The sequence below is a fragment of the Segatella copri genome (assembly GCF_009495355.1).
Lineage (GTDB): Bacteria > Bacteroidota > Bacteroidia > Bacteroidales > Bacteroidaceae > Prevotella.
In genome coordinates this window covers 59,484-86,006 of sequence record NZ_VZAD01000063.1, presented here as the reverse complement: position 1 = coordinate 86,006, position 26,523 = coordinate 59,484, and the positions used below count along the sequence as shown (strand labels likewise).

29 protein-coding genes and 1 pseudogene are annotated in these 26,523 nt (G+C 46.0%); 26 read left to right on the top strand and 4 right to left on the bottom strand.

The features are described 5' to 3' along the window. Positions 1 to 352 precede the first annotated feature (352 nt). A pseudogene (locus F7D20_RS08445) lies at positions 353 to 1,015 on the bottom strand (RhuM family protein); the annotation flags it as partial. Positions 1,016 to 1,458: 443 nt separating this feature from the next. Here F7D20_RS08445 and F7D20_RS08440 point away from each other — a divergent pair. The 14 genes from F7D20_RS08440 to F7D20_RS08370 all read left to right on the top strand — a co-directional run bounded on the left by F7D20_RS08440 (position 1,459) and on the right by F7D20_RS08370 (position 9,373). Next, a complete protein-coding gene (locus tag F7D20_RS08440; RefSeq protein ID WP_158463657.1) occupies positions 1,459 to 1,653 on the top strand; it encodes a hypothetical protein in 195 nt (64 codons plus the stop codon). Positions 1,654 to 2,371: 718 nt separating this feature from the next. Beyond that, on the top strand, positions 2,372 to 2,974 hold the full coding sequence (locus F7D20_RS08435) for a YqiA/YcfP family alpha/beta fold hydrolase (protein WP_158463656.1): 603 nt from the start codon (positions 2,372 to 2,374) through the stop codon (positions 2,972 to 2,974). A gap of 27 nt (positions 2,975 to 3,001) precedes the next feature. Then, the gene (gene trxA / locus F7D20_RS08430) at positions 3,002 to 3,301 is read left to right on the top strand and encodes a thioredoxin (RefSeq protein WP_022121765.1); all 300 of its coding nucleotides are present in this window, start codon (positions 3,002 to 3,004) and stop codon (positions 3,299 to 3,301) included. Between the two features lie 24 nt (positions 3,302 to 3,325). Then, complete coding sequence (locus F7D20_RS08425) at positions 3,326 to 3,703, top strand: YccF domain-containing protein (RefSeq protein ID WP_158463655.1); 378 nt, start codon at positions 3,326 to 3,328, stop codon at positions 3,701 to 3,703. A gap of 27 nt (positions 3,704 to 3,730) precedes the next feature. Beyond that, positions 3,731 to 4,006 (top strand): DUF1294 domain-containing protein, encoded by a 276-nt coding sequence (locus F7D20_RS08420; RefSeq protein ID WP_158463654.1) that lies wholly within the window; start codon positions 3,731 to 3,733, stop codon positions 4,004 to 4,006. Positions 4,007 to 4,181: 175 nt separating this feature from the next. After that, on the top strand, positions 4,182 to 4,370 hold the full coding sequence (locus F7D20_RS08415; protein ID WP_437182662.1) for a GNAT family N-acetyltransferase: 189 nt from the start codon (positions 4,182 to 4,184) through the stop codon (positions 4,368 to 4,370). 175 nt (positions 4,371 to 4,545) lie between these two features. Beyond that, entirely contained in the window at positions 4,546 to 5,172 is a 627-nt protein-coding gene (locus F7D20_RS08410; protein WP_158463653.1) for a type IV toxin-antitoxin system AbiEi family antitoxin domain-containing protein, read from the top strand. Continuing rightward, positions 5,169 to 5,999, top strand: coding sequence for a nucleotidyl transferase AbiEii/AbiGii toxin family protein (locus tag F7D20_RS08405; RefSeq protein WP_158463652.1), 831 nt, complete (start codon positions 5,169 to 5,171; stop codon positions 5,997 to 5,999). Before F7D20_RS08410 ends, F7D20_RS08405 begins: the two co-directional genes overlap by 4 nt. A gap of 177 nt (positions 6,000 to 6,176) precedes the next feature. After that, complete coding sequence (locus F7D20_RS08395; protein WP_158463661.1) at positions 6,177 to 6,845, top strand: AlkZ-related protein; 669 nt, start codon at positions 6,177 to 6,179, stop codon at positions 6,843 to 6,845. Between the two features lie 2 nt (positions 6,846 to 6,847). Further along, the gene (locus F7D20_RS08390) at positions 6,848 to 7,528 is read left to right on the top strand and encodes a DNA alkylation repair protein (RefSeq protein ID WP_158463651.1); all 681 of its coding nucleotides are present in this window, start codon (positions 6,848 to 6,850) and stop codon (positions 7,526 to 7,528) included. 2 nt (positions 7,529 to 7,530) lie between these two features. Continuing rightward, complete coding sequence (locus F7D20_RS08385) at positions 7,531 to 8,124, top strand: ribonuclease H (RefSeq protein WP_158463650.1); 594 nt, start codon at positions 7,531 to 7,533, stop codon at positions 8,122 to 8,124. A gap of 56 nt (positions 8,125 to 8,180) precedes the next feature. Beyond that, positions 8,181 to 8,417: a hypothetical protein gene (locus tag F7D20_RS08380; RefSeq protein WP_158463660.1), complete on the top strand. Its 237-nt coding sequence runs from the start codon at positions 8,181 to 8,183 to the stop codon at positions 8,415 to 8,417. A gap of 29 nt (positions 8,418 to 8,446) precedes the next feature. Then, positions 8,447 to 8,959, top strand: coding sequence for a GNAT family N-acetyltransferase (locus tag F7D20_RS08375; protein WP_158463649.1), 513 nt, complete (start codon positions 8,447 to 8,449; stop codon positions 8,957 to 8,959). A gap of 21 nt (positions 8,960 to 8,980) precedes the next feature. Continuing rightward, entirely contained in the window at positions 8,981 to 9,373 is a 393-nt protein-coding gene (locus F7D20_RS08370; protein WP_158463648.1) for a TIGR04076 family protein, read from the top strand. Positions 9,374 to 9,545: 172 nt separating this feature from the next. Here the strand turns inward: F7D20_RS08370 and F7D20_RS08365 are convergent, their stop codons facing one another. Further along, positions 9,546 to 10,511, bottom strand: coding sequence for a glycoside hydrolase family 5 protein (locus F7D20_RS08365; RefSeq protein WP_158463647.1), 966 nt, complete (start codon positions 10,509 to 10,511; stop codon positions 9,546 to 9,548). 343 nt (positions 10,512 to 10,854) lie between these two features. On the opposite strand from F7D20_RS08365, the gene F7D20_RS08360 reads away from it, so the two are divergent. From F7D20_RS08360 to F7D20_RS08345, 4 genes are all read left to right on the top strand, one after another. Further along, the gene (locus tag F7D20_RS08360; RefSeq protein ID WP_228114144.1) at positions 10,855 to 11,349 is read left to right on the top strand and encodes a pyridoxamine 5'-phosphate oxidase family protein; all 495 of its coding nucleotides are present in this window, start codon (positions 10,855 to 10,857) and stop codon (positions 11,347 to 11,349) included. A gap of 94 nt (positions 11,350 to 11,443) precedes the next feature. Then, complete coding sequence (locus F7D20_RS08355; protein WP_158463645.1) at positions 11,444 to 12,334, top strand: helix-turn-helix domain-containing protein; 891 nt, start codon at positions 11,444 to 11,446, stop codon at positions 12,332 to 12,334. Between the two features lie 24 nt (positions 12,335 to 12,358). Beyond that, the gene (locus F7D20_RS08350) at positions 12,359 to 13,174 is read left to right on the top strand and encodes a carboxymuconolactone decarboxylase family protein (RefSeq protein WP_158463644.1); all 816 of its coding nucleotides are present in this window, start codon (positions 12,359 to 12,361) and stop codon (positions 13,172 to 13,174) included. 128 nt (positions 13,175 to 13,302) lie between these two features. Next, positions 13,303 to 14,061: a LuxR C-terminal-related transcriptional regulator gene (locus F7D20_RS08345; RefSeq protein ID WP_158463643.1), complete on the top strand. Its 759-nt coding sequence runs from the start codon at positions 13,303 to 13,305 to the stop codon at positions 14,059 to 14,061. An 8-nt stretch (positions 14,062 to 14,069) separates the two neighbouring features. Here F7D20_RS08345 and F7D20_RS08340 read toward each other — a convergent pair whose 3' ends face one another. Beyond that, positions 14,070 to 14,813, bottom strand: a complete 744-nt coding sequence (locus tag F7D20_RS08340; protein WP_158463642.1) for a DUF1349 domain-containing protein — start codon at positions 14,811 to 14,813, stop codon at positions 14,070 to 14,072. Positions 14,814 to 15,054: 241 nt separating this feature from the next. Here F7D20_RS08340 and F7D20_RS08335 point away from each other — a divergent pair, with 241 nt between their 5' ends. From F7D20_RS08335 to F7D20_RS08300, 8 genes are all read left to right on the top strand, one after another. Continuing rightward, on the top strand, positions 15,055 to 15,819 hold the full coding sequence (locus F7D20_RS08335; RefSeq protein ID WP_158463641.1) for a YaaA family protein: 765 nt from the start codon (positions 15,055 to 15,057) through the stop codon (positions 15,817 to 15,819). 6 nt (positions 15,820 to 15,825) lie between these two features. Next, positions 15,826 to 15,990 (top strand): VOC family protein, encoded by a 165-nt coding sequence (locus F7D20_RS08330; protein WP_228114143.1) that lies wholly within the window; start codon positions 15,826 to 15,828, stop codon positions 15,988 to 15,990. Positions 15,991 to 16,058: 68 nt separating this feature from the next. Further along, on the top strand, positions 16,059 to 16,841 hold the full coding sequence (locus F7D20_RS08325) for a ZIP family metal transporter (RefSeq protein WP_158463640.1): 783 nt from the start codon (positions 16,059 to 16,061) through the stop codon (positions 16,839 to 16,841). 254 nt (positions 16,842 to 17,095) lie between these two features. Next, entirely contained in the window at positions 17,096 to 17,485 is a 390-nt protein-coding gene (locus F7D20_RS08320) for a PepSY-like domain-containing protein (RefSeq protein WP_158463639.1), read from the top strand. A 316-nt stretch (positions 17,486 to 17,801) separates the two neighbouring features. Continuing rightward, positions 17,802 to 19,772, top strand: coding sequence for a KUP/HAK/KT family potassium transporter (locus F7D20_RS08315; protein WP_158463638.1), 1,971 nt, complete (start codon positions 17,802 to 17,804; stop codon positions 19,770 to 19,772). 92 nt (positions 19,773 to 19,864) lie between these two features. Then, positions 19,865 to 21,499 (top strand): ABC-F family ATP-binding cassette domain-containing protein, encoded by a 1,635-nt coding sequence (locus tag F7D20_RS08310; RefSeq protein WP_158463637.1) that lies wholly within the window; start codon positions 19,865 to 19,867, stop codon positions 21,497 to 21,499. Then, the gene (locus tag F7D20_RS08305) at positions 21,496 to 22,851 is read left to right on the top strand and encodes a Y-family DNA polymerase (RefSeq protein WP_158463636.1); all 1,356 of its coding nucleotides are present in this window, start codon (positions 21,496 to 21,498) and stop codon (positions 22,849 to 22,851) included. Before F7D20_RS08310 ends, F7D20_RS08305 begins: the two co-directional genes overlap by 4 nt. Before the next feature lie 53 nt (positions 22,852 to 22,904). Then, positions 22,905 to 23,351: a LexA family protein gene (locus tag F7D20_RS08300; protein WP_158463635.1), complete on the top strand. Its 447-nt coding sequence runs from the start codon at positions 22,905 to 22,907 to the stop codon at positions 23,349 to 23,351. Between the two features lie 83 nt (positions 23,352 to 23,434). On the opposite strand, the gene F7D20_RS08295 is transcribed toward F7D20_RS08300, so the two are convergent. Continuing rightward, positions 23,435 to 26,521, bottom strand: a complete 3,087-nt coding sequence (locus F7D20_RS08295) for a type III restriction-modification system endonuclease (RefSeq protein WP_158463634.1) — start codon at positions 26,519 to 26,521, stop codon at positions 23,435 to 23,437. Between the last annotated feature and the right edge of the window lie 2 nt (positions 26,522 to 26,523).

The following is a 26,523-nucleotide window of genomic DNA, read 5'->3' as shown; positions in this document are numbered from 1 at the left end:
AAATACCTGCGACTGGAGTTAAACCAGTTAGGTTAGTGTCATGCCCGACACACAACGAAAATAGGGAACGCAGCGCGTTCCCTATCTTTTTATCACTTGTTGCGTCTGTTTTTTGAATCCATACCTTTAGAGAAAGCACGAAGTTGTTGCCTTCAGACCACCATTTGGGTCAAAAGTATCGTCCTTTGGATAAGAGAAAGGTATAATTTGACCACCTTACTTTCCTTGCAACCGAAGATCAACATCAAAGAAAGTATTACTAATGTACTATCGATAATCCTTTTCATTGTCTTTAAATATTTTGATTATTTCATTGCGTTATTTTTCTTATATAAGATAAGACGGTACTACTATAACCAACAGCAATGATAACATCAAGATTGTAGAACAATGGAGAACGCTCAACATCACGCTCTCCTTCGGTTTGAACTATCCCAATTTTTCGGATAGTTGCCGTTTTATCCAATTCTCCAGTCTCGTAAATCTGCCCAATATGATAGCTGATTGTTCTTACGTCAACACCAAACAATACAGCCATCTTTTTCTGTGACATCCAAAAAGTTTCGTTGTTGAAAATCACTTCAATGCGAGTTTCACCTTGTTCAGTCTTATACAGTAAGATGTTTGATTCCAGCGAGTTACGCATATATTCGGTTGTAGATACGGATTGAGAAAAATAGGCTCTTGCCTGCTTCACCAATAACTTCCTTGAATCAGCATTCTCAGAAATAATCATACAGACCATACGGGATAGATGGAAAGCTTCGACCTTGCGAAACGATCCACTACCCAACTTAACCATTTCAACCACACGGTTGAAATGGTCATCTATATCCATACCTTTTTCACTGGCAACTTTGATTGCTTTGTCTATTACATTCTGGAATTTCCAATATCCCGAATAGCCCATCGCATTACAAAGATTACGTGAGCTCCAGTATTCTTTCCCGTTGTCATCCACTTTCCGAATTTCTTCGAATGTCGGACGCATGTCAGGCACATTATTCTCATCCATATCTTTTCCGTTTCTTTTGTATCGACGTTCTACAACATTGAATAGCAAAAATACAAAAAAAAGATGAAAATCACCCTAATCATTTATAAGAAGTATGATTTTTAATGTTATTTATGCAAAAAGAAAGAAACATGTCAGAATATATTGATTTTATCGCCTATCAAGACGATGCAATAATCCAACGCACCTTACGTTATTACAGAAGACGAGGACAACCGCATCCGCAACCGAAGGGAAACCTTCATCAGGGAAACAGGCACTGAGAAGTATGATTTTCTTAAAAAGTTTGGCTATCTCACGTATTCTTTGTACCTTTGTCGGCAATTACATTATTAAGATCAAACAATTATGGAGTTACTGATGTTTCTTTTTAGCAGGTATAGTTGCTATCATCGGTGCAATAGAAGTAATACGAAGAGTCAGAATAATTCTTGCGTAAAATTATGGCATTAGAAATAAAAAGCACACCTGTATTGACAGGTGAAGACGCTGAACGTTTTATACGTGAGGCGGAAGAGAATGAGAAAAATCCACAAAGGAGAAAATTGCTTTTCTCGTTTGAGGATATTGACAGAATGATGGAACGTTCACGAAAATATCTTAAAGAGCATGGAGGAAAAGGACCTTTCGCAAAGTAAGTTTCTCTTTGAAAGGAACGTAAAGAATAACCGCTGTTGTTATGTGCTATTAAGTTAGTGTTAGTCTCTTCACTGAGGCTGGACGTCCTCAGCGGAAACCTATCGTTGTTATGTGCTATTAAGTTAGTTTTTGTCTCTTCAATGAGGCTGGACGTGACAGATAGGCTTGCCCTCGGTACCTTGGTATCGAGGGCTTTATTATGTTCTCAATCTTTTTCGAAAAATACGCTAAAATCTGCAGATTTGCCCTATCATTCAATCATGATAGTGCAGCTGACTGGATATATTCATTGTTTTTTGCACGTAATAATCTTATGAATATTATGTGCAAAGTCGGTGATTATATTCAGAAAGTCAACAATATTGCCAAAACAAGCACTCAGACAAATACCCAGAAACGCAGTACATAGAAAACTGATGATAGCATTGCTAATAATCAAAAAAATAGAAGATTACAGAAAGTGAGGTTGAAAGTGAGGTTAAGAATGAGGTGAAGAGAAACTATGTACTTGGAACCCAAGATAACACTAAAGACGTCCTCGTTATCCCCTTGCTTACAAATAAAGTTAAATCAAGTTAGCCCTGCAAACAAAATCTATCCATAAAATCATTTTTTTGATTTTTTTCTGTATTTTTGCAGATATATTGCGCCAGTATGGGCGTTGAGCATGGCTTATCCTCCTATATTACAGGCGCATCATTATCAAATGATTTGAGCATGAAAAAGATATTATTCCTACACGGATTCTTCGCTACGGGCAGCTGTCCGATGGCGAAAGCCTTGAAAGAGGCGTTTGAGGGGACGGCGGTGGTGCTGACTCCCGACCTGCCATTGCACCCCAAGGAGGCACTGAAGGAGATTCGCTCCATCATCGACCGGGAACAGCCCGACTTGCTTCTGGGCAACAGCTGCGGCTCTTTCCTCGCCCAGATGCTGGCTCCAGTGGTGGGCATTCCTGCCCTGCTCGGCAATCCGTATTTCATGATGACGGAGTTTCTGAAGGAGCGAATCGGCGAGCATGAATACAAGGCTCCGAGAAGGGACGGAAATCAGCGGCTGGTGATTGACGAGGCGCTGATTGAGGAGTTTGCGGAGCTGGAAGCCGTGCAGTTTGACCATTGCAACCCATATTATAAGGATCGTGTGTGGGGACTTTTTGGTGAGCAGGACACCCTGGCTCACTTCTCCCCTCTCTTCCTACAGCATTACAATCAAGCCTTCCATTTCCCTGGCGGTCACACGCCTACTGAGCAGGAGGTGAAGACCTGGTACGCTCCCCTTGCCCAGAAAATGCTGATGGAGTTTTCAGCAAACTTTTAATCGTTTCACAGAAATAGACAAATAATTATGGAGACATTTAATAATGTAATAAACAGTGGCCAGCTTGTTCTGGTCGATTTCTTTGCTACTTGGTGCCAACCTTGCAAGGCGATGCACCCCATTCTGGAGCAGGTGAAGAGTGTGTTGGGCGACCGCATCCGAATCATCAAGGTGGATGTAGATAAGTACGGCGTAACTGCAAGCCAATACCGCATCCAATCCGTGCCTACGCTGATGCTTTTCAGAAACGGAGAAGTATTGTGGCGCACAAGCGGTGTGGTAGATAAAGCCGAACTGCTGGCTACGCTTGATCCATTCTTGATATAATCAAAAATATTAAAGAATAATCTTATGCGCATAATAGGAAACTTACTATGGTGGCTCTTCGGAGGTCTCGAAGCTGCCATCGGTTATTTCACCGGAAGTATAGCTCTTGCATGTACTATCATCGGCATTCCCTTTGCGATACAGACATTCAAGATTGGTCTGCTATGCCTATGGCCTTTTGGTTCTACGGTAAGAGAAACGAATAGTCCAACTGGTTGCATTCGCATTCCACTGAATTTACTCTGGATGTTTTTCGGAGGATTGTGGGCTTGCCTCATGCATCTGTTCTTCGGTTTTATCTTATGTATCACCATCTTCGGCATTCCTTGGGGAAAACAGCATTTCAAGATGGCCGGACTTTCACTCGCACCATTCGGTAAAGATGTGGAGTTGGGATTTTAAAGAAATAAGAAAAAAAAGTTGAAGGATATGAATACATTACATAGTTGCCTCGCCTACTATCTCCTTGCTATCAATGCAGTTGCATTCATCGTGTACGGCATTGATAAGTACAAGGCAAAGAAAGCCAAATGGCGCATTCCGGAAGTAACGCTTTTATTGCTGGCTGTCGTTGGAGGAAGCGTCGGGGCATGGATGGGAATGAAAGTCTGGCACCATAAGACGATGCACAAGAAATTCAAATACGGTATTCCTGCCATTCTGCTGATACAGATTGCGCTGATGGCGTATTTGCACATGAATTAATAACAAAATAAATAACTAAGTATATGAGCATTAAAAAGAATGGGATATATTGGAAGGGCATCAAGCGCCGGATAGGGAAATTCTTTGAGAAGGTGCACGAATGTATACTTATCTTTACCGACTGGCTGGGGTAAGTGCACATAGTAAATAAAATGCAAAACATTGATATAATCTGATGGAAACAGAAAGAATTTTACTTCGCCATTGGCAGGAATCGGTTGCTGAGGCGCTCTTCAAGTACGCCTCCGACCCTGACGTAGGACCTCGTGCTGGATGGCCGGCACATAAGTCAGAAGAGGAAAGTCGGGAGATTATCCGCACATTCTTCCATAACGACACGACTTGGGCGATACGGCTATGCTGATGTGGACAATGAGAATGCTATGGAACAGGAGCACTATTCAGACTCGGAGTATGTAGCTTGATTTCTGCATCAATGTTTAGCGGTCTAACTAAGCAACTTGTTAAAATAGCCAAAAATAGAACAGAAAAGCAGATAAAAGTTCATTTTCTATTCCAAATTTTACTATTTTTGCACCATGATAATGGATTTAGAACATATAGGTAACATACCAGTCAGTACTTCAGCTATAGCTTCATTGTTTACAAACATTGAAGCAGGGAATCAGAAAGTACGCAGTCTTGAGGCGGCTCATAAAATTATCCGACTCAAGAAGGGGCTTTATGTGGTAGCCCCAAATGTGTCTCGTGTTGCTCTATCCACAGAACTGATAGCCAATCATCTTTATGCTCCTTCGTATGTGTCTATGCAGACAGCCTTACGTTATTATGGATTAATACCAGAAGCTGTTTATACTACTCTGTCTATGACACTAAAGCACTCCCGTAGTTTTGATACTCCTGTCGGGCGTTTTGAGTATAAGAACATGTCAAGAGAAGCCTTTTCAATAGGGATTACAAGCATCAATATGCAGAGTTACGCCTTTCTGATGGCAACACCAGAAAAAGCTCTCTGTGACTTAATCGCAAATTCTCCGAAGGTTAATTTACGTTACCTGAAGGAGGTAGAGAACTATTTGGAGGAGGACATCCGAATGGAAATAGATGATTTCAGGAATATGGACATAAGTATATTTGAGCGATATGCTCAGGTTGGAAAAAAGTCTAAATCCATAGAAACTCTAATTAAATATTTAAGGAAATGAATACAAACGAGATATTCAATCAAATGCTTTCGAGCTATGACATAACGACCGAGCTGCAAAAGCGCAATGCTATCTTTGAGGTCAACCAGCAGATTATTCTTTCTGGTCTTTACAATGGTGGCTTTTTCAACGAGGCAGCTTTCTATGGTGGAACATGTCTGCGTATATTCCATGGATTGCATCGTTTCTCTGAGGATATGGATTTTTCCCTGCTTGCTCCGAATGAAAACTTTGATTTTACACATTATTTTCAGCCCATCATTGACCAATTCGCTATGATGGGTAGAGAGGTTGAGATCAGAAAGAAGGACAAAAAGAACTTTGGCAAAGTGGAGTCTGCCTTTCTGAAAGACAACACAGATGTATATGATATTACATTCCAAACTGAGAAATCTGTTAAGATCAAGATTGAAGTTGATACTCAACCTCCTTTGAAATACCAAACAGAACAGAAGTTGCTTCTGCTCCCCCAATCTTTCATGACACGATGTTTCACTTTGCCAGCCCTCTTTGCAGGAAAGATGCATGCACTGGTGTATCGTGCCTGGAAGAACAGAGTCAAGGGACGTGATTGGTATGACTTCGAATGGTATGTTCGCCACAATGTTCCTCTTGACTTTACTCACTTATGCGAAAGAGCCTTACAGTTCAATCACGAAGAGCTTGACAAGGAGACGTTCCTTCAAAAACTAAATGAAAGACTTGCCACGGCAGACATGAATCAAATAAAGGCAGACGTGTTGCCTTTTGTCAGGAATCCCAAAGAGTTGGATATTTGGTCGAATGACTATTTTATGGAACTTGCAAAAATGATCAGATTTGAATGAAAGAAACATTTCGAAAACATCTGGGCAGACCATTTTACAGGCAATCCTGCATCGGGAAGAGTCATGGAGAAATGCGGTTTCTCTGACACCGGAATGCTGAACAGATGCAGCCAGCTTGTGGGTGGCGACAAGGATATGGTTAAAGTGTTTAAGTATAAAGGATAAAAATAAATGAACATGACTTTTCCAGAAATATATTCAGCAACAGGCATGATGGAGCTGATTCAGAAAATCGGCTTCCTCCCTCTTCTTGATAGCGGCATTGAAGGCTTCTCTGCCGAAGACATCGTAGCAGAAGACTGCGGTTACGTAAGACTTACTGAAGGCGGTTGGGACTGGCCGCTTTGGAAATGGAAGGGCGAGATCGTGCAGGAAATGCCATGTATGTACGGAAAGTTCTTTAACAAGAAAGCGGGATTCATCAGCGAGGAATGGTGGCCGGACTTCTGTAACTACAGAAGAAGCAAATACCCCCGTCCGGATGAAGAATCGATAGAAGGAGCCATTCTCAGTACGCTTCAATCTACCGGTAGTCTCATCACAAGAGAACTTCGAGCAGCCTGCGGTTTTGCAGGAAAGGGAATGAGAAGCAAGTTTGACGGTTATCTCACCCGACTGGAAATGGCGACTTACATCGTGACCGAGGATTTTATCTACCCTCGCGACAAGCACAATCACGAATATGGCTGGGGATGGTCGCTGCTCAATACTCCCGAAGATCTCTATGGCAGGGAGGCTTGCCAATGCAACCGAACTCCCCTGGAATCTTATCAGAGGATTTTCGAACATCTGAAAGAAATCCTGCCTGATGCTTCGGATAAACAGATTATCAAATTAATTGGATAAAAATGACTTCACTTCAAGAAAGACTGTTCGCCATGCAGGATAAGCAGTATGCTGCTTTCCTGGCCAAACTGACACCGGGAGTGCCTGAGGAAAGTTTCATAGGCATTCGTGTGCCCGTGCTTCGCAAGTTCGCAAAAGAGTTTACAAAGGAGGCAGAATGCAAGGAATTCCTTCATCAGCTTCCTCACGAATACTACGATGAGAACATGCTTCACGGTCTCCTCATTTCCGAGGTGAAGGACTACGAGGAATGCATTCGTCTTACTGAGAAATTCCTGCCATTCGTGGACAACTGGGCAGTTTGCGACATCATGTCTCCGAAGGTATTTGCCAAACACAAGAAGGAGCTATTGGCGAAGATCAAGACTTGGAGTAAATCGTCACACGTTTATACTTGTCGATTTGGAATAGAGACACTTATGTCTCATTACCTGGATAAAGACTTCAAGGCAGAATATCTTGAAATTCCTGCATCAGTAAGGAGCGAAGAGTATTACGTAAAGATGATGGTTGCTTGGTTCTTCGCCACGGCTCTTGCCAAGCAATGGGACCAGGCGATTCCCTACATCGAGCAACGCCGCCTTGCTCCCTGGACGCATAATAAGTCCATCCAGAAGGCCATCGAGAGCTACAGAATCACGCCCGAGCAGAAGGAATATCTGCGGACATTGAAGATAAAATAATTATGACACAAGATACAACTACATATTACGTTTGGATAGGTGGCTCATGTGATTATGGCCATAAAGAGCGAGCTGGTGGTGCTGCCGTTGTGATTGAACTGATGGAGCAGCGAGAGCAGAGTCAAACTTGTTTGAACTCTGCCGAGTCGCGACAGAAGAAGACCAAAGGTCAGCATAACGGCAATATCATCAGTCGTGATGTAATCAGCGACACGCACACCACAGAGTTCCGCATGATGCTAACCCTCATGGTGAAGGTAATGCAGGAAATCCCTGAAGGTTCCGACATTCTCTTCCTGACCAATGCCGCCTACATTCAGAACTTTGACAAGACTCCAATGGCTAAATCAGCCAACCGAACGAGCAGCGAGAGCAAAGATGCAAACTCGCTTGCAATCTCTGCCGAGTCGCGAGGGAGGAAGGCGAGAGCCAACTCCGACTTGATCATTCAATGCATCGAGGAAAAGAAAAGGCACAACTCTGTTGGAGTTAAGATTGTGCAATATCACAAAAGCCCATTGCTGATAGAAACCCATGACATGGCTACGGAAGCAATGGCTAAGACAAGGAAGGAATTTCACCAGAAAAACAAATGAAAAATATGGAATACAAAGATAAAGTAGTCATCGTGAACGGTGGCGCACAAGCGGCTATGACAATTGATACAACAAACCTCTGTTCACATCTTCAAAAGAAGTTGTTTGAACCTGAGGGAGTATATTATCCTATCTGGCAAGCCATGCAGAACGATGAGGAGTTGACAGCCGTGGTTCGCTCACGACAGCTTCATATTTATCGTAATGGCAAGAAGATTCTCATTCTCGCTGGCAAGGCTCAGCCTAAGATTATCAGAGAGGATAAACTGAATGAATGGATAATAATAAAATAAAGAACGAAGAATTTCATTGAAATAATCTGATGGAAACAGAAAGAATTTTACTTCGATATTGGCAGGAATCGGATGCAGAGGCGCTCTTCAAGTACGCCTCCGACCCTGACGTAGGACCACGTGCTGGATGGCCGACACATAAGTCTGTAGAAGAAAGTCGAGAGATAATCCGGACATTCTTCCATAACGAAACGACATGGGCGATTGTGTTGAAAGAGACAGGCGAGGCTATCGGCTGCATCGGCTACTACACCCATGAAACCAGCAACATCCCTATCGGAGAAAACGACTGCGAGGTGGGTTACTGGGTAGGTAAGCCTTATTGGAATAAAGGAATCTGCACCGAAGCCTTGAAGCTGATGCTCGACTACTGCATCCAAGTGAAGCATTTCGAAAACATCTGGGCAGACCATTTTACAGGCAATCCTGCATCGGGAAGAGTCATGGAGAAATGCAGTTTCGTCGATACAGGTATGTTGAATAAATGTAGCCAGCTCGTAGGTGGCGACAAGGATATGGTGAAAGTGTTTAAGTACAAATGATTAAAATAAATTAAAAAGAATATGAAGCATCAAGTAAAAGTGACCGTTATAGACAAGAAAATCTATCCGGAACTACAGGAGAAGTATTGCGCCGACCCTAAAGCAGGAATGTGTCCATGCTACAATGTTGGCGATGAGTTTATCTTTGAGCGTGACGAAGAGAACGACCATTTCTGGCATGGAGGATTGAATACGCTCGTCAAAACATCCGCTGACCCGAACACGGTAGCTGGAGGTCCGAAAATGCCACATTGCTCTGAGGCATGGGATGCTATTTCACGATATATATACACCGGACTGCAAGGTGGTTCAATCATGAAGGGGTGGATGAAGCGTGAAAACGAAATGATTTGCTGTTGTTCTGACGGAACAAGGCCAGTCATATTCAAAATTGAGCGCATAGACGAAGAGTAGTTGTTTTGCCATGACTCAGGACGCACCGACATATGATGTTTGGATAGGTGGCTCATGAGATTATGACCATAAGAACCTGCTATAACAGGACAATCCTTTCAGCAAGGCAAAGTATAAGCATTAGTAAAGAGCGGCCTTCAGGTCGCTCTTTACTAAAAAAATCATTTAAATATCACATAAATATTGTATTCAACAAATCTTTATATTTGGGAATCCATTGTTCAGCCTTATAATCATAAAAATGATGATCGGCATTAATGGCGAAAGGAACTCCATATTTATCAAGCTGCTGGGTCATGAATGATGCAAATTCAGTCTGTTCCTTTACACTGTAATTATCGTCTTTGTTATAAGCGCCAGGCATCCAAGCCCCAACCCAGGTGTAAATACCAGTTTCCTTTTGCCAATCAACTGCCACCTTGATGCTTTTCTTTATCTTTTGCTTTTCCTCTGCCGTGCCAGTAGTCCAGCGTTTTTTGTCGTTTGACTTGCTGGGACCAGCAGCATAGAAATGCCATTCAGCCATCAGATAGCCATTTCCCATCGAAGGAATCTTCAAATCTTTAAGGCCTTCTGGATGAGACAGTTTCGGAGGTGCTATAAAGACGATTCGCTTAGGATTAGTCTTGCGAATAGCCGTAACACAATCCTCATAAAGGGAGTTAAGTTCCGCCACATCTTTTTTTACTTGATCCGAAGGCTCTACAATCAGATTAAACGAAACTAATGGTGAGAGATTCTTACATCTTTCAGCCATTATCTTCCACCACTTTACAACTTTCTCATGCTCCCCAGTATTCGGATTCTCCTTGTAAGGCTTTGCAGAGAAGGCTATAATCGGAATCAGCTCATACTGCATGCAGGTATTTATCTGCGAAAACAGTCTCTTGAAATCCTCATCAGTAAAATGATAATGATGCAAACGGAATCTTACATGCTTGATACCTTGCTGTGCAAATCTCTTAACTGCCGTCTCCGAATAGGCACCATATTTATTTTTCTCACTTCTTCCCCACCAATCAACATCGATTCCCTTCTTCAGCATCTGCTGATAATCGCGTGGAGCGATGGCAGAAGGTTGGGCGTTAACGATAAATGCTGTCAAAGTCAGCATCAGACTTATAAATAATCTTCTCATAATTCCATTATTTTATTTTACATTAATGTCGTACTCACAATATTAAGACCTTCAAAAGATACTGAAGTAAAAAATAAGCTGAATTTTGGATAAATTTAAAGAACAAGATGTTAAATGTACTCCTCACGCCCATAGGGAGTAGTTACCTATGCCCCCTCGAGCTTATAAATAAGGTCAAATCAAGTTCGTCCTGCAAACAAAATCCATCCATATAATCACTTTTCTGAATATTTTTTGTATTTTTGCAGATATATTGCGTTAATATGGAGGTGAGCATGGCTTATCCTGCAGGATAAAAATAATCAAATTAATTAGGATAAAAATGAGAAAGAAATCAAGAGCAATGGATAGTAGGTGGGCATTGGAAGCAATGCACAAGGCTCCGTATATAACTGTAAGTTTCATTGACGAAGACGGCAAGCCTTATGGTTTACCACTGTCGCTCGCATCAGATGATAATGTGAATTGGTATTTTCATGGTGCCTTGGAAGGCAAGAAGTTGGAGGCAATCAAGGCTCATCCAGAGGTTTGCCTTTCAGCCGTAACCCGTTGTGCGCCTACGGTTGGTCCGAAAGACGGCAGTTTCACCCTGCAATTCAAATCAGCCATTGCATTCGGAAAGGCAGAAATCGTGACCGATGATGCAGAAAAGATTCATGGTCTCCGACTAATCTGTGAACGTTTCCTTCCTCAACACATGGATGCTTTCGACCAGAGCATCGCACGTTCCCTTTCACGCACGGCTGTAGTTCGCATCACACTTACTGAGCCACCAACCGGCAAGCGCAAGCAATATGATAAGGAAGGCGTGGAAATGAAATATGGAAGAATGGAATAAATCTCCGATAATGGTAAAATCTTCCGAAAACAAGGTATAAGCTCTTTTGGAGAATGTGCGTATCTTTGCACAAAAAATGTTACAACATAGGATTATGAAGGAATTATTCTTTAATACCATACAGGAGTTCAACGACTACATTGGGGTGAAAACGCTTCATCCCCTGGTAAGCGTTGTGCGTGTGGAGAACGCCTCTCCTATACAGGAGGCTGTGCATCACTACGGACTTTACGCCCTCTTTCTGAAGGAAAACAAGGGTTGCAAATTGTCATACGGCAGAACTGAATATGATTTTGACGAGATGACCGTCACCTCTTTTGCTCCAGGACAGTCGATTAAGGTTGAACCCATTCCTGGAGTTCCGCTTGCCAAATATACGGTATTGGCTTTCCATCCCGACCTGCTCAACCGCACGCAGCTTGGCAAGAACATCTCCCGATACGAGTTTTTCGACTATACAAGCAACGAAGCATTACACTTATCCGCTGCCGAGGTCAATATCTTCCGTGATGTGCTCTCAATGATTAAGCAGGAACTGCAGCATCCTATAGATAAGCATTCGCGCGAACTCATCGTTTCCAACATCGAGTTGTTGCTGAACTACTGTCTGCGCTTCTACGACCGTCAGTTTATCACACGCGAGGAGATTAATCATTCGGTGGTCAAGAAATTCATCTCTCTGCTCGATGAATACATTGCCAAGAAAGCGATGCGTGAAGGATTGCCTACCGTAGCCTACTTTGCCGACAAATGCTGCTATTCTACCAAATATTTCGGAGAATTGGTCAAGACTGAGACTGGCAGAACCGCCAAGAGTCTGATCAACGATCGACTGCTTTCGGTCGCCCGCCAACTACTTGTGGATGAAACCTTAAGCATTACGCAAATCAGCCAGCGCCTCGGCTTTGAGTATTCCCAACACTTCGTCCGTTTTTTCAAGGCACAGACGGGCAAGACTCCAAGCGAGTACCGCAAAACTGCGTAGATAGACTCTTAACTATTGATTCTTATGAAAAGATTTGCTATATTCATCATATTAACGACTATTTCACTCAATATTATGGCACAACAGAAAATAGCACAGACAGCAGGGCGCACCCAACTGGGTGAGTTTGCCCCTGAGTTCGCCCACCTCAACGACGACGTCCTCTTCGGAGAAGTATGGAGCCGCAATAATCTGCTTTCATTGCGCGACCGCAGTTTGGTAACAATCACTTCGCTTATCAGCCAAGGAATAACCGATAGCTCGCTGAAATATCATCTGCTGTCGGCAAAGAACAACGGCATTACTCGCACGGAAGTAGCTGAAATCATCACCCACATCGCCTTCTACGCCGGTTGGCCAAAGGCCTGGGCTGCCTTCAATCTGGCAAAGGAGGTATGGAACGAAGATGTGAAAGGAGAAGACGCCAAAGCTGCATTCCAGCGCGAGATGATATTCCCTATTGGCGAACCCAACACCGCTTACGCCAAATACTTCAAGGGCAACAGTTATCTGGCACAAATATCTGACAGTCAGATACCTTTCTCCAATGTTACCTTTGAACCTGATTGCCGTAACAACTGGCACATACACCACGCCACTAAGGGCGGCGGGCAAATGTTGGTAGGTGTGGCAGGACGAGGCTGGTATCAGGAAGAAGGCAAGCCTGCACAGGAGATTCTCCCAGGCACCGTCATCCATATTCCAGCCAACGTAAAGCATTGGCATGGTGCTGCAAAAGACAGCTGGTTTGCCCACCTCGCCTTTGAAATACCTGGCGAGAACACCTCCAACGAGTGGCTGGAGCCTGTGAGCGATGAGGAATATAACAAGATAAAATAACAACTATAAGATTTTACAATTATGAAGAAGATAAAGTTAAGCAATGGCATGGGGATGGGGATTGAGCATGGCTTATCCTCCTGGATTATAGGCGCATAAGCATCTAATGAATAGCGCATGAAGAAATTATGGACAAGAATTTCGAACCAATAGAGCAACTGTATCTCTCGCAGGCGTTTGATACGGAAAGCGATGAAGAACAGATGCTTACAGAATGTAAGATGATAGCCCGGACATACGCCCTGGCAGAGAATGCAGTGGTCTCGATGGGAGACAACCGCAGAAACTGCAGTTACTGCTACTTCGGCGGAGTGGCCGACGTGCTGGGCATTTCGCCGGAGGAACGGGTCAGCCAGCTGCCTTCGCTTTACGAGAATTTCATCTTCGACCGTTGCCATCCCGATGATCTCAGCAGGCGCCATGCAGAGGAGATTGCCTTCCTTCGCTACATCGCCGGCAACTCTACCCCCCAGCACTATCGTGATTATGTGCTCTGCAACTACCTGCGGGTAAAAGATGCCTGCGGAGAATACCGCTGGGTGAAGCATCGAATGATTCCGCTTGCCACCGATAAGAACGGTTGCCTGCTGCTCTGCGCCTGCATCTATACGCTGGCAACTGATGAGGACAGGAAAGCAAAATTCACCAATACCCGAACCGGAGAGGTGCGGATATTGACGAATAAGGATTACGAAAATATACTTTCTAAACGGGAGATGGAAGTGCTCCGTCTTATCGACCATGGACTGCTGTCGAAAGAGATTTCAGACAATCTCTGCATCAGCATCAACACCGTGAACCGCCATCGCCAGAACATTCTCCAGAAACTGAAGGTAGATCGTGCCATCGAAGCATGCAAACTGGCACATGTGATGGGATTACTCTGACACAGTTTCTACTCTCCCATTCGGAAGTCACCCACCGTCTCGGTAGATAGGCGTAACTCTGAGAATTCACTCACACATACTCCCTTTTGAGGAGCCTGAGAACTGATGCCCACCTTCAGGTTCTTGGGATAGTTGTTGCGGTAAAGACGAACCATCTGCCATTCCTTGCCATCCAGCGAATAATAGGAAGCGATGGTTCTTGTGTCAGAACTTATCTTATAATAGATAAAATCCTGATTCACAACCTCATGGTTGTTATCATCGCTCGTCCCCACGGTGCGCACGGTCACCACACGGTGCTTGCCTCGTTCATCCTGTTCGAAGCAGAATTTCTGATAGAGTGTGTCGTTGGCCATCACAACAAGATCTGCTGCATTATAGAGTCCATCAGGAGTAAAGCCCGGCTTCATTTTGGCAGAGAAAGTAAAGGGCTTGGTGTTGTCAACCTCCGTAAAAAGCACCTTTGCCGTATTGGCGGTCAGCTTTGCATCGTTGGGGTCGATGAACAAATCGGTTTTCTCAGGAGAAACGAAAGTGATGACACCAGCCTTCTCGCTCACCTGCTTGTCGGCTTCATTAAGCATCTTGGTGAAGTGAATACCGCCAAGCGTGAGGTCACAATCCTGAAAACTCATGACAGGTGTCTGAACAGAATCAGCTGAAGAACTGTCTGCTTTCTCCTGCTTTGAAGAGTTGCTGCACGATGCTAACACGCATAAGGCAGCCATTGGTAAAAATGATTTAAATGTCATATTATTTATTGTTTTAATTCGCGCTGCAAAGGTACGTATTATCTGCAGTTCTGACAATAGTCATTTATAACCAATTGAAGATGACTCACGCTGGGCTTGAAACTACCTGCCTGACCTCTGAAAGGACGCAAGCATGACTTTCGCAAGTTCGGATAATTACATGATAAATATCGCTAAAAGTTGGTTATTTCGAAATAAATGGTGTATCTTTGCACAAAAACATTTACAAGCAAAACACAACATGCAGATATTATTAGCAAACGCCAAGATAATGTTCGGCAAGGCGGACAGAAAGCCCATCTCCACCCCACTCTTCCAGACCGTGGCAGACACTCTGGCTGCGGAAATGGCAAGGATGGACGTGGAGGAATTGGCTCGGCAGCTGGATTGCAGCAAGAAGATAGCGGCAGAGAACTGGCAACGATACCACAACTTCATGGCAGCCGAGAAGATGCCTGCCCTGCTTGCCTACAACGGTCAGGCATACAAGCATCTGCGTGCCGACACCTTGAGCGACGAGGCTTTGGAGTATGCCCAGAAGCATCTCTGGATAACGTGTTTCCTCTATGGTCTGCTTCGCCCTATGGACGGCATTGTGCCCTATCGTATGGAGCATTGCGTCACGATAGAAGCCACAAACGACAAGCCCATTCATCAGTTCTGGAAAGACCGGCTGACGGATGTGCTAATAGATAGCGTGAAGGCAGACGACGGCATCCTCCTGCATCTATCCACGGAGGAATATGAACATCTGTTCGACTGGAAGAGGGTTTGCAAAGAAGTGACGGTCGTACAGCCTCTCTTCTATGTGAGGCAGAAAGACGGCAGACTGAAGATGCAAGCTGTTTGGGCAAAGTCGTGCCGTGGAGCTATGGTACGCTTCATTCTTAACAACCGCCTCGTCACTCCCGAAGAACTTTCTGCTTTCAATTACGAAGGCTTTGAATACGCTCCGCTATTAGGCGATGCGAACAATCCGCATTTCGTAAGAGAATTTATCAAATAAAATATTATGAAACTAAACAAAATACATCATGTAGCCGTGATTTGCTCTGACTATGAGCAATCTAAGTATTTCTATACAGAAGTGTTGGACCGGCAAGCAGTTTGTGTTCTTCAGCGACCCCAACGGACTGCCGATAGAACTGTACGAAAAGTAAAGAATCATCACTTATAGGTATTGCCCGACTCACAACTAAATTGTATCTTTGCATCATAACTAACAGATAAAAGACTATGACAGAAATGACAGCAACAATAATCATTGGACTTCTGATTCCGCTATTGGGAACGATGCTTGGTTCGGCTTTCGTATTCATAATGAAAGACGAGATGTCTGCGCGATTGCAAAAGACATTGTTGGGCTTTGCCTCTGGAGTGATGGTAGCAGCGTCCGTATGGTCTTTGCTAATTCCTGCTATGGAGATGAAGGCAGAGAGCGGCGTATGGTCGGTAGTACCGGCAGCCATAGGCTTTCTGTTAGGCATCGGTTTCCTACTGTTGATCGACGAGCTTACGCCCCACCTTCATATTGGCACAGACAAGCCCGAGGGCATCAAGTCGCACATGTCAAAGACAGCTATGCTTGCCCTTGCCGTAACCATCCACAACCTGCCCGAAGGAATGGCAGTAGGCGTGGTGTTTGCAGGAGCCGAAAACGGTGCTTCGCATATCTCGTTAGCCGCTGCCATTTCCGTGTCGTTGGGCATTGCCATTCAGAACATCCCCGAAGGCGCTATTATCTCTATGCCCATGCGGGCGGCAGGCAACAGCCGATGGAAATCCTTTATGTTAGGCTCGCTGAGCGGAGTGGTAGAGCCTATAGGAGCCATTGCCGTACTGTTGCTTGCCTCTCTCATTATGCCAGCCCTACCCTACATGCTCGCCTTTGCAGCAGGAGCCATGTTCTACGTAGTGGTGGAAGAGCTAATCCCTGAAGCCTCAAGCGGCCAGCACAGCAATCTCAGCACCATCGGCTTCGCCATAGGTTTCGTGCTGATGATGGTGCTTGATGTGGTAATGGGTTAACAAAAATATATTAATTATGAAACCGGCAAAGCTCCACGCAAAATCGTCGCCGCTGTGAGGACGGTTCCAAGGAAGAATGTTTTTACTTAAACCTTTGTGGATAGTATGCGTCTAATTGATAAAGTTTAGGACATATAGTATAGGATGTTTAAACATTCATCGCAAATAGAAATTATAAACTTTTAATATTGTGGCTTATGAAAAGAATGATAAGAATTTTGTTGATTGCCATTTGCTGCATGCTATCATGCAATATGGCAGCGAATGCAGGCAATGACAAGCCTATCGCCATTAATGCACTCCCGATAAAGGCTCAGACCTTGCTCAATAATCATTTCAATGGTCAGAAGGTGATGCTTGCAACGATTGAATCGGGAATTATCAACAAGAGCTATGATGTGGTTCTGCAGAATGGCACGAAGCTGGAATTCGACAAAAAAGGAAATCTTACAGAGATAGACTGCAAGCAGGGAATCGTGCCAGCCAAGCTGATTCCGCAAGCCATCAGAAACTACCTGAAGGAGAATTATCCAGCGCAAGCGGTAAAGAAGATTGAAATGAACAAGAATGAATACGAGGTGGAATTGGCAAACGGGTTGGATTTGACCTTCAACAAGCATTTCCAGGTAATCGACATCGATTGATAAGACAACTCGATATTGACGGATTGTTTTTAAAAGGTTCACCCGAAAAAATGTGATGACCTTCATCTAATGAGCCCCACTAACTTTCCGATTCCGAGAAGGACACGGATGGTTAGTGGGGATTTTTCTATCTGTTTCATCATAATGGTCAGGATGGTTGTGAGTCAAGAGAATGGAATTCTCTACATGTCTTGCATCATATGTTAAATCCGATAATTTTTGTTAAACAAATTCTATCTTACCTCTCATGTTCATACCTTTGCACGCAAATTGAATAATCTAAAGGGTAACATTTTAATTATTTATAGAAGAATATATGAGAGAAAATTCAGAAAGTTCAGTAGCCTGCCATCATCGAGTAGGCTTCCTGGGATTGCTCGTCACATTAGGCATTGTGTTTGGCGACATCGGAACATCCCCACTCTATGTGATGAAGGCCATCCTCCATACAGGCGAAACCATCAACGAGAGCACTATCCTGGGCGCATTGTCCTGCATCATTTGGACACTCACCCTTCAGACCACCATCAAATACGTATGTGTGGCGCTGCGTGCCGACAACAATGGCGAAGGAGGCATTCTCGCCCTCTACGCCCTGTTGCGCAAGATGAAAAGAAAGTGGATTTACTTATTGGCCATCATCGGCGCCAGCACCTTGCTGGCAGATGGAATCATCACCCCTGCCATCACGGTTACCACAGCCATCGAAGGACTCGAAAGCATCAGTCCCCACCTGCCAGTCATCCCCATCACACTGGGCATCATCACCATCATCTTCTTTGTGCAACGCTTTGGCACAGAGAGTATTGGCAAGTCGTTCGGAGTATTTATGCTGATATGGTTCCTGCTATTGGGCGTGATGGGAGCCTTCAGCATCACCTCTTACCCATTGATTCTGAAGGCCTTCAATCCCTATTACGCTATTGTTCTGCTGTCGCAATCACCAGAATGGTTTCTGATTCTGGGTGCCGTGTTCCTCTGTACCACCGGTGCTGAGGCTCTTTACTCCGACTTGGGACATTGTGGCAGAAAGAACATCACCATCAGCTGGCTTTTCGTAAAGGCCATGCTCATCCTCAACTATCTGGGTCAGGGAGCATGGGTGCTGAACCATATTCAGACTGCCTCCTCCGTGAATCCGTTCTTTTCCATCATGCCCCAGAGCATGCTGATTTTTGCCATCATCATGGCCACGGGGGCGGCAATCGTTGCCAGTCAGGCACTTATCAGCGGCACCTTCTCCATATTGAGCGAAGCCATGAACCTGCACTTCTGGCCACGCATGCGAATCAAGCATCCTACCCATGTAAAGGGACAGCTCTATATCCCGGTAATCAACCTCGCCATGTACATCGGTGTGGTTCTCATCATCCTGCTCTTCCGCGACTCCTCACACATGGAGGCAGCTTATGGTCTCGCCATCACCATCACCATGCTGATGACCACCCTGCTGCTCGGCTTCTACCTGCGCACCAAGGGTGTGGCGCGCATCTTCATCCTGCTCTTTATGGGCGCATATTGCGTTATCGAGGGCATTTTCCTTGCCGCCAACCTGTCAAAATTCCTCGCAGGAGGATGGTGTACGATGCTTATTGGCGGAATCCTGTTCCTGATGATGTATGTATGGGTCCACGCCATCAAGATACGCCGCCATTATATCAGCACCAAACCGCTGGATGATTATTATCAGATTATCTCCAATATCAAGGCCGACGAGAGCATCCCCAAGTACGCATCCAACCTGGTTTATGTGAACCATGCCGACAAGGAAGGTGCGGTGGACGACAAGCTGCTCTATTCCATCATCAACAAGCAGCCCAAGCGTGCTGACCATTACTGGCTTATCAATCTGGAATTTGCAGATACTCCTGACACGCTGGAGTACAGTTGCGAGACCCTGGTTCCCGACACCCTCTACAGTATAACCATGCGCATAGGTTTCCGCATTGAGCCCAGGGTGAGCCTCTATCTGCGACAAGTGATAGAAGACCTTGTGGCCAGCAGGAAGGTGGATTTGAGAAGCACCTATCCTTCGCTTCGCAAGAATGGCATTTCTGGCGATTTCCGCTTCATCATCATCCACCGCGTATATTACCCCGAGAGTTCCGACAACCGTCAACAGAACTTGCTGATGAGTCTCTATGCCCTTATCGGCAAGATAGGCATTGACGAGCCTAAGGCTTTGGGCCTCGACACATCCATGGTGGTGGTGGAACGAGTGCCGCTGATCATCAATCAGCATAACGACAACATCAAGCGCATCGTTCAAATGGAAGAGGAAAAGTAAGTTTTCTGAAGTTTCAGCCGTTACAGAAGGGAATATGAATATTTTTTGTTAATTTTGCAGCACTTTTTCACAACAAGCACAAGAAAACAAATATGATAACAGTTGATGGACTGACCGTCGAGTTTGGCGGCACCACCCTATTCAAAGACATTTCCTTTCAGATCAACGAGAAGGACCGTATAGCCCTGATGGGCAAGAATGGCGCAGGCAAGAGCACCCTGCTCAAGATTATCGCAGGCGTACGCACCGCCACACGAGGCACCGTCTCGGCCCCCAAGGACTGCGTGATAGCCTATCTGCCACAGCACCTGATGACAGAAGACGGCCGCACCGTATTCGAGGAAACCTGTCAGGCTTTCGCACATCTACATGAGATACAGGCAGAGATCGACCGCATCAACGACGAACTCGCCACACGTACCGACTATGAGAGCGACGACTATATGCAGCTCATCGAGAAAGTGTCCACCCTCTCGGAGAAATTCTATGCCATAGACATGAGCCACTTCGAGGAGGATGTAGAGAAGACACTCCTCGGCCTCGGCTTCGAGCGTTCCGACTTCAACCGCCCCACCAGCGAATTCTCAGGAGGATGGCGCATGCGTATCGAGCTGGCCAAACTGCTGTTGAAGTCGCCCGACGTATTGCTCCTCGACGAGCCTACCAACCACCTCGACATCGAGTCTATCGGCTGGCTCGAAGACTTCATCATCAACAGTTCCAAGGCCGTGGTAGTCATCAGTCACGACCGCAAGTTTGTCGACGACATCACCACCCGCACCATCGAGGTGACGATGGGGCGCATATACGACTACAAAGCCACATACAGCCAGTATCTTGAGCTTCGCAAGGAGCGCCGCGAACAGCAGATGAAGAAATACGAGGAACAGCAGAAGATGATAGCCGAGACCAAAGATTTCATCGAGCGCTTTAAAGGCACCTACTCCAAGACCTTCCAGGTACAGAGCCGGGTGAAGATGCTCGAGAAACTGCAACTCATCGAGGTGGACGAAGAAGACACAAGCCGCCTTCGCCTTAAGTTCCCGCCCAGCCCTCGCAGCGGCGCCTACCCGGTGCAGATGAGCGATGTGGCCATGTCGTTCGACGGCAAGAAGATATTCAGCGGAGTGAACCTCACGGTAGAACGGGGCGACAAGATAGCCTTCGTAGGCCGTAATGGCGAGGGTAAGTCTACGCTGGTGAAATGCATCATGGGCCAGTTGCAGAACCAGGGCAAACTCGAACTGGGCCACAACGTACAGATAGGTTACTTCGCCCAGAACCAGGCCTCGCTCCTCGACGGCGAGCTTACCGTGTTCCAGACCATAGACGATGTGGCAAAGGGCGAAGTACGCAACAAGATACGCGACCTTCTGGGCGCATTCATGTTTGGTGGCGAAGACTCTACCAAGAAGGTTAAAGTCCTTTCGGGAGGCGAGCGCACACGCCTTGCCATACTCAAGCTCCTGTTGGAGCCCGTCAACCTACTCATCCTCGATGAGCCCACCAACCACCTCGACCTCAGGACAAAAGATGTGCTAAAGCAGGCCCTGCTGGATTTCGACGGCACGCTGATCGTAGTAAGCCACGACCGCGACTTCCTCGACGGACTCGTAAGCAAAGTCTACGAGTTCGGTCACGGACGAGTACGCGAACATCTCTGCGGCATCTACGAATTCCTCGAAACCAAGAAAATGGAAAGTCTACAGGAGCTCGAAAAGAAATGATAGGTCTGGCAGATTGCAATAATTTCTACTGTTCGTGTGAGCGGGTGTTTCGCCCCGACCTGACAGGCAAGCCCGTTGTTGTGCTGAGCAACAACGACGGATGCGTCATTGCCCGTTCCGAAGAAGCCAAGGCCTTGGGCTACAAGATGGGCGACCCCTTCTATCAGGTGAAGAGCAAGCTCGAGGCAGAAGGCGTAGCCATCTTCTCGAGCAACTACACCCTCTATGGCTCCCTGTCGAACAGAGTGATGTCAATGCTCTCCCATTATTCGCCACACATCGACCAATACTCCATCGACGAGAGCTTCTTCGAGGTGGACGAGTCCATGGCAGAGACATTCTTCTTACAGGATTCCGACAACAAGCGCCACCAGACAGCAGCGGTCGACGACCCCATCCTGCATCGCTATGGCGCAAGGATTTCCAGCGACGTACTCCGGGCTGTCGGCATCCCCATTTCGATAGGAATAGCCGAGACCAAGACACTTGCCAAGATAGGTTCCAAGTTTGCCAAGAAATACAAGGGTTACCAGGGATGCTGCATCATTGATACCGACGAACGGCGCCACAAGGCCCTCTCGCTCTTCCCCGTAGAAGACGTATGGGGAATAGGCCGGCAGACAGCCCGCCGACTCGACTACATGGGAATACATACAGCAGCCCAGTTTGCCGACAAGAAAGAGAGCTGGGTGAGAAGCCACTTCAACATCACCACGGTAAGAACCTGGAAAGAGCTGAATGGCGAGAGCTGTATCAGCATCGACGAACTGCCCCAGAAGAAGAGCATCTGCACGAGTCGCAGTTTCTCCGACGAAGGCATTTCCGACAAAGACGTGATAGAAGAAGCCGTGGCCAACTTTGCCGTGCGATGCACTGAGAAGTTGCGCCGACAAGGCAGTGTGTGTCAAGGCATTACCGTGTTTGCCTGGACATCTCGTTTCAACGGCAACGCCCCCGAATACACCCTACACGACTCCCTCGTACTTCCCATAGCCACGCAGGCACAAGACGAGATAGTAGGAGCAGCCCTTACCATTCTGCGCAGCCGCTATCCCAAGCCCATCGACAGTCGTCCCGACCGTCCCGAGCTGACATTCCGGTTCAAGAAAGCAGGCGTCATACTCTGGCAAATATCACCAGACAATCCCCGTCAGCAAGACCTCTTCGACCCCATAGACCGCCATCGTCAGAAAGCACTCATGGAAGCCATAGATGCCATCAACCGCAAGAACGGACACGGCACCATCCGCCAGGCCATACAAGGCACCTCCTGCCGCTTCGACCTGAAACGGGAATATATGTCGCAACGGTTTACAACAAACATCGACGAGATATTAAGAGTAAAGAACTGAAGAAGTTAATTTCAGGGCGTGTGGGAAAAAGCTTGCGAAACTTGAATAAAAATATGGAAGACAAGATAAAACTAACCATTCATGCAGCCGGAATCGGAGAAAGACTGCCGATTCCCCTTGCAGGACAAAGTGTGAAAGCAGGCTTTCCTTCACCTGCCCAAGACTATATGGAAGGAGAAATAGACCTCAACGAAGTACTCATACGTCATCGTGAGGCAACCTTTTATGTCCGCATATCAGGCGACAGCATGACAGGAGCCGGCATCCTTGACGGCGACCTTGCCATCGTAGACCGCCAGATAGAACCATCCAACGGCAACTTCGTCATAGCCTTCGTAGATGGCGAGTTTACCATCAAGCAATTCAAGATCGACGAAAGCGGAACCTTCGGCTGGCTCATTCCCTGGAACAAGGCCTACTCTCCCATCCGTGTCGACGAGACCAACCGCTTCATGATATGGGGCGTCGTCACCTATGTCATTCATCGCATAGCCGAATAACATAAAGAAATGACCACAATACAAAATCAGGCTCATTCCTTATGGAGCGGCCTGATTTGTATAGATAGATTGTATTATTGCAATTATTTTGTTACTACATCATACAATTTCTGGTAATTCTTGACCACATCAAAAATAACATCCTTTTCGCTGATAGCCTCAAAATGCTTACGGGCACACTCTATCTTACTGTTCTCCGTGCCACGCAGATCGGAAGGCAAATCATCCGTTCCCTTTGTTTCAGCAATGAAATAGACGTGCTTTACGCTGCCTTCACGGAAAGCCACAGCCCAGTCGGGATTGTACTTACCCATAGGTGTATTGATGTAGAAGCCACGAGGCAGTTTGGTATAAACCACCACGTCATCTTCATGCTCCAACGACTCAGCAAAGTCTTTCTCTGTACCCATACTGTCAAGCACCACAAGGTCGTAGAGCGACTTGACAGACTCTATGGCATTAACACCCAACTTGCCACGGAGGGCGTTCTCGGTAAATATATCGGTAGAGAATTCATCGTTCAACTTCTCATACTTGATGCACTGGATAACAGCAAGAGCCTTGCAGTCGTTGATGATTCGTGCAGTCTTGATGATAAATTCCTCAGGATTCATCTTGAACATACTGAATGTAGCTGGTTTGATACCTTTCAAAATTTCCACGATAGTCTTTCTTGTCAATCCTGTTGCACTTACCAGCTGACCGATCAGGTCGTATGTCACGCCCTTACCCACAGCCTCAGTTAAATGGATGGTACGAATATTTCCCTGAGTCATGGCAACACCTGCTTCAAGCGATTCCTTATCATGGATATTCTCCATCGAACCGCCTTCTACCACAATACGTATTTCCGTAACTTTCAAAAGGTCGTCAACGGCCTTGACAGACTTCTTGACAAGGTCAGAAGTATCGAAGTTTACCTGATAGTAGGTACGGCGGTTGATACGCTTCCATAGCTCCTGAAACTCCTTCTTGGCAAAGTTATCCTTTTGGAATTTTGCCAGTTTCGGCTTTCTACCATCCTCTGGCTTCACTATAGATCGGGTGAAGACTGTATCGAGGATAGCAATGATGCTGTCCTTCATATCATTCGACTTGCCGAAATCGAGAGAACCATTGCGCTTATCATCAAAGTAACGAGCCGTCAACGTTCCTTCGTCATTTACATAATCTTGGCGAATGAGTTCATTATAGATAGCTCTTGCCTGATTAATGTCCAACTTGCCATTGGTTCCATCTTCCATCGTATAAGTCTTATCCTCAAAGAGGTTTGGAGTGATAACGGTTGGTCGGTCGGCACAGGCTTCTGCCATTTCCGTCTGTAGCTTCTTGGCAAAATCTTCATAGCTCTCACTGGCAATCACGGTCAGAATGTTGGTGTCAAAGACATGATCGCCTAACACATCCGCATCCTGGCGTTCACCCTTCTGATTCACACAAAGGCGCATTCCTCGTCCCACTTCCTGGCGTTTCTTGGTCTCATTATCCGAGTTCTTCAAGGTGCAGATCTGGAACACATTAGGATTGTCCCAACCTTCCTTCAAAGCGGAATGCGAAAAGATGAAGCGGACAGGCTCGCTGAGCGAAAGCAGACGCTCCTTATCCTTCATAATCAGGTCGAAGGCACGCTCTTCGTTCTCGCCCTGCCTTTCCTTCGATTCCACCATCTTGCTTTTCTTATCCATGGAGAAGTATCCCTTGTGCACCTTGGATGCCGCATTGCGAGGATCTGAAAGATAGCGCAGATAGGCTTCATCCGTAAATGATGGCAGCATTTCTGAAAGCACTCGGTTATATTCTTCCTCAAACATCTTGGCAAACTTTCCCTTGCTATCCTCGCCTTCATAGAGTTTGTAGCTATCCACATGATCGATGAAGAAGAGACTGAGCACCTTGATATTCTGTCCATATAGCTGGCGCTCACGCTCCAGATGGGTGCGGATGGTTTCACGAATCTGAATACGACGGATATAGTCTTCGTTCACACTGCCCACGGCATCGCCTTCATGCAGAGTCAAGCCGTTGAGGAAGCGGACGATTCCCAGCCTGCCGTCTATGCGTTCTACGATAAAGTTGTTGTCATACTCGGCAAGTCCCCCACTCAGTTCCTTCAGGTTGAAGCGTTCATCCACGAGTCGGCTTACCTGTTTTGTTCCGGTCTGCGTCTTGATGTCGAAGCTGATGCGAGCCTGCGGATTGCCCTTGCCGATGACGATTTCCTCCAGATAGACGTAGCCGTTGGTTGCGGTACTGCCTACCTGTCTGATGCCCTTCACTTCAATCTTCTTCACCAGTTTCTGGTTGTAGGCATTGATGGCATCCAGCTTATACACCATATTATATATATCACCCTTGCGGTGGGTGGCGCTATACAGAAGGGTAAAGAGCGGCTTGAACATGGCAATACCCTTACGGGTCTTGTTTTTCTTGTCCACACCCAATACCGACTGAGGTTCATCGATAATCATGATAGGATGGGTCTGTGCCAGCACGTCGATAGGACGGCGGGAGCCGAACTCATCACGTCGTTCGAAGATAATGCGGGCTGCCTTATCAGCTTTCTTCAATTTTCCTTTCTCCATCTTATCGGTTGACTTCTCCTCATCCATAGATGCGTTGAATGCCTGGGTATTGATAATCATCACGTGCATGCCGGCATCGCTGGCAAAGGCATCTATCTTACTGAGCTGCTTGGAGTTATACACGAAGTATTGCGTGCGCTTGCCGTATTCCTGGGCAAAATGTTCCTGCATGCTCTCAAAGCTCTTCAATACGCCTTCTCGGATGGCGATGCTTGGCACCACCACAAACTTGGTCCAGCCATAGCGGGCATTCAGTTCATACATGGTCTTTATGTAGGTATAGGTTTTACCCGTACCCGTTTCCATTTCGATGGTGAGGGCGGTACCTACGCCTTGCAGTCGCTGCAGCTGTTCTACAGGTTTCAGACCCTGTTCTGTCTGTATGGCTCTTACATTTTCGCAGACGGCTTCCGGAGCGAGGATAACATTCTTGTTGCCAAAGCCCTTTACCACAAAGAGGCCTTGATTAACTCCTTGGTCCACGATATGGTCGCTCTGTCCGTCGCTTTTGGGCTGACCAGTAAAGGCATTAGCCACAGCCAGCGCCGCTTCGGTTTGGAAGCGTTGATGTTTATATCTGAGTTTCATAG

Coding starts and splice junctions, on each gene's coding strand:
- F7D20_RS08295 (WP_158463634.1), bottom strand. CDS start 26,521: ATGAAACTCAGATATAAACATCAACGCTTCCAAACCGAAGCGGCGCTG.
- F7D20_RS08410 (WP_158463653.1), top strand. CDS start 4,546: ATGATAATGGATTTAGAACATATAGGTAACATACCAGTCAGTACTTCA.
- F7D20_RS08365 (WP_158463647.1), bottom strand. CDS start 10,511: ATGAGAAGATTATTTATAAGTCTGATGCTGACTTTGACAGCATTTATC.
- trxA (WP_022121765.1), top strand. CDS start 3,002: ATGGAGACATTTAATAATGTAATAAACAGTGGCCAGCTTGTTCTGGTC.
- F7D20_RS08335 (WP_158463641.1), top strand. CDS start 15,055: ATGCAGATATTATTAGCAAACGCCAAGATAATGTTCGGCAAGGCGGAC.
- F7D20_RS08395 (WP_158463661.1), top strand. CDS start 6,177: ATGACTTTTCCAGAAATATATTCAGCAACAGGCATGATGGAGCTGATT.
- F7D20_RS08360 (WP_228114144.1), top strand. CDS start 10,855: ATGGATAGTAGGTGGGCATTGGAAGCAATGCACAAGGCTCCGTATATA.
- F7D20_RS08420 (WP_158463654.1), top strand. CDS start 3,731: ATGAATACATTACATAGTTGCCTCGCCTACTATCTCCTTGCTATCAAT.
- F7D20_RS08440 (WP_158463657.1), top strand. CDS start 1,459: ATGGCATTAGAAATAAAAAGCACACCTGTATTGACAGGTGAAGACGCT.
- F7D20_RS08315 (WP_158463638.1), top strand. CDS start 17,802: ATGAGAGAAAATTCAGAAAGTTCAGTAGCCTGCCATCATCGAGTAGGC.
- F7D20_RS08355 (WP_158463645.1), top strand. CDS start 11,444: ATGAAGGAATTATTCTTTAATACCATACAGGAGTTCAACGACTACATT.
- F7D20_RS08425 (WP_158463655.1), top strand. CDS start 3,326: ATGCGCATAATAGGAAACTTACTATGGTGGCTCTTCGGAGGTCTCGAA.
- F7D20_RS08415 (WP_437182662.1), top strand. CDS start 4,182: ATGGAAACAGAAAGAATTTTACTTCGCCATTGGCAGGAATCGGTTGCT.
- F7D20_RS08390 (WP_158463651.1), top strand. CDS start 6,848: ATGACTTCACTTCAAGAAAGACTGTTCGCCATGCAGGATAAGCAGTAT.
- F7D20_RS08305 (WP_158463636.1), top strand. CDS start 21,496: ATGATAGGTCTGGCAGATTGCAATAATTTCTACTGTTCGTGTGAGCGG.
- F7D20_RS08380 (WP_158463660.1), top strand. CDS start 8,181: ATGACAATTGATACAACAAACCTCTGTTCACATCTTCAAAAGAAGTTG.
- F7D20_RS08330 (WP_228114143.1), top strand. CDS start 15,826: ATGAAACTAAACAAAATACATCATGTAGCCGTGATTTGCTCTGACTAT.
- F7D20_RS08370 (WP_158463648.1), top strand. CDS start 8,981: ATGAAGCATCAAGTAAAAGTGACCGTTATAGACAAGAAAATCTATCCG.
- F7D20_RS08435 (WP_158463656.1), top strand. CDS start 2,372: ATGAAAAAGATATTATTCCTACACGGATTCTTCGCTACGGGCAGCTGT.
- F7D20_RS08350 (WP_158463644.1), top strand. CDS start 12,359: ATGAAAAGATTTGCTATATTCATCATATTAACGACTATTTCACTCAAT.
- F7D20_RS08340 (WP_158463642.1), bottom strand. CDS start 14,813: ATGACATTTAAATCATTTTTACCAATGGCTGCCTTATGCGTGTTAGCA.
- F7D20_RS08320 (WP_158463639.1), top strand. CDS start 17,096: ATGGCAGCGAATGCAGGCAATGACAAGCCTATCGCCATTAATGCACTC.
- F7D20_RS08405 (WP_158463652.1), top strand. CDS start 5,169: ATGAATACAAACGAGATATTCAATCAAATGCTTTCGAGCTATGACATA.
- F7D20_RS08325 (WP_158463640.1), top strand. CDS start 16,059: ATGACAGCAACAATAATCATTGGACTTCTGATTCCGCTATTGGGAACG.
- F7D20_RS08375 (WP_158463649.1), top strand. CDS start 8,447: ATGGAAACAGAAAGAATTTTACTTCGATATTGGCAGGAATCGGATGCA.
- F7D20_RS08300 (WP_158463635.1), top strand. CDS start 22,905: ATGGAAGACAAGATAAAACTAACCATTCATGCAGCCGGAATCGGAGAA.
- F7D20_RS08310 (WP_158463637.1), top strand. CDS start 19,865: ATGATAACAGTTGATGGACTGACCGTCGAGTTTGGCGGCACCACCCTA.
- F7D20_RS08345 (WP_158463643.1), top strand. CDS start 13,303: ATGGACAAGAATTTCGAACCAATAGAGCAACTGTATCTCTCGCAGGCG.
- F7D20_RS08385 (WP_158463650.1), top strand. CDS start 7,531: ATGACACAAGATACAACTACATATTACGTTTGGATAGGTGGCTCATGT.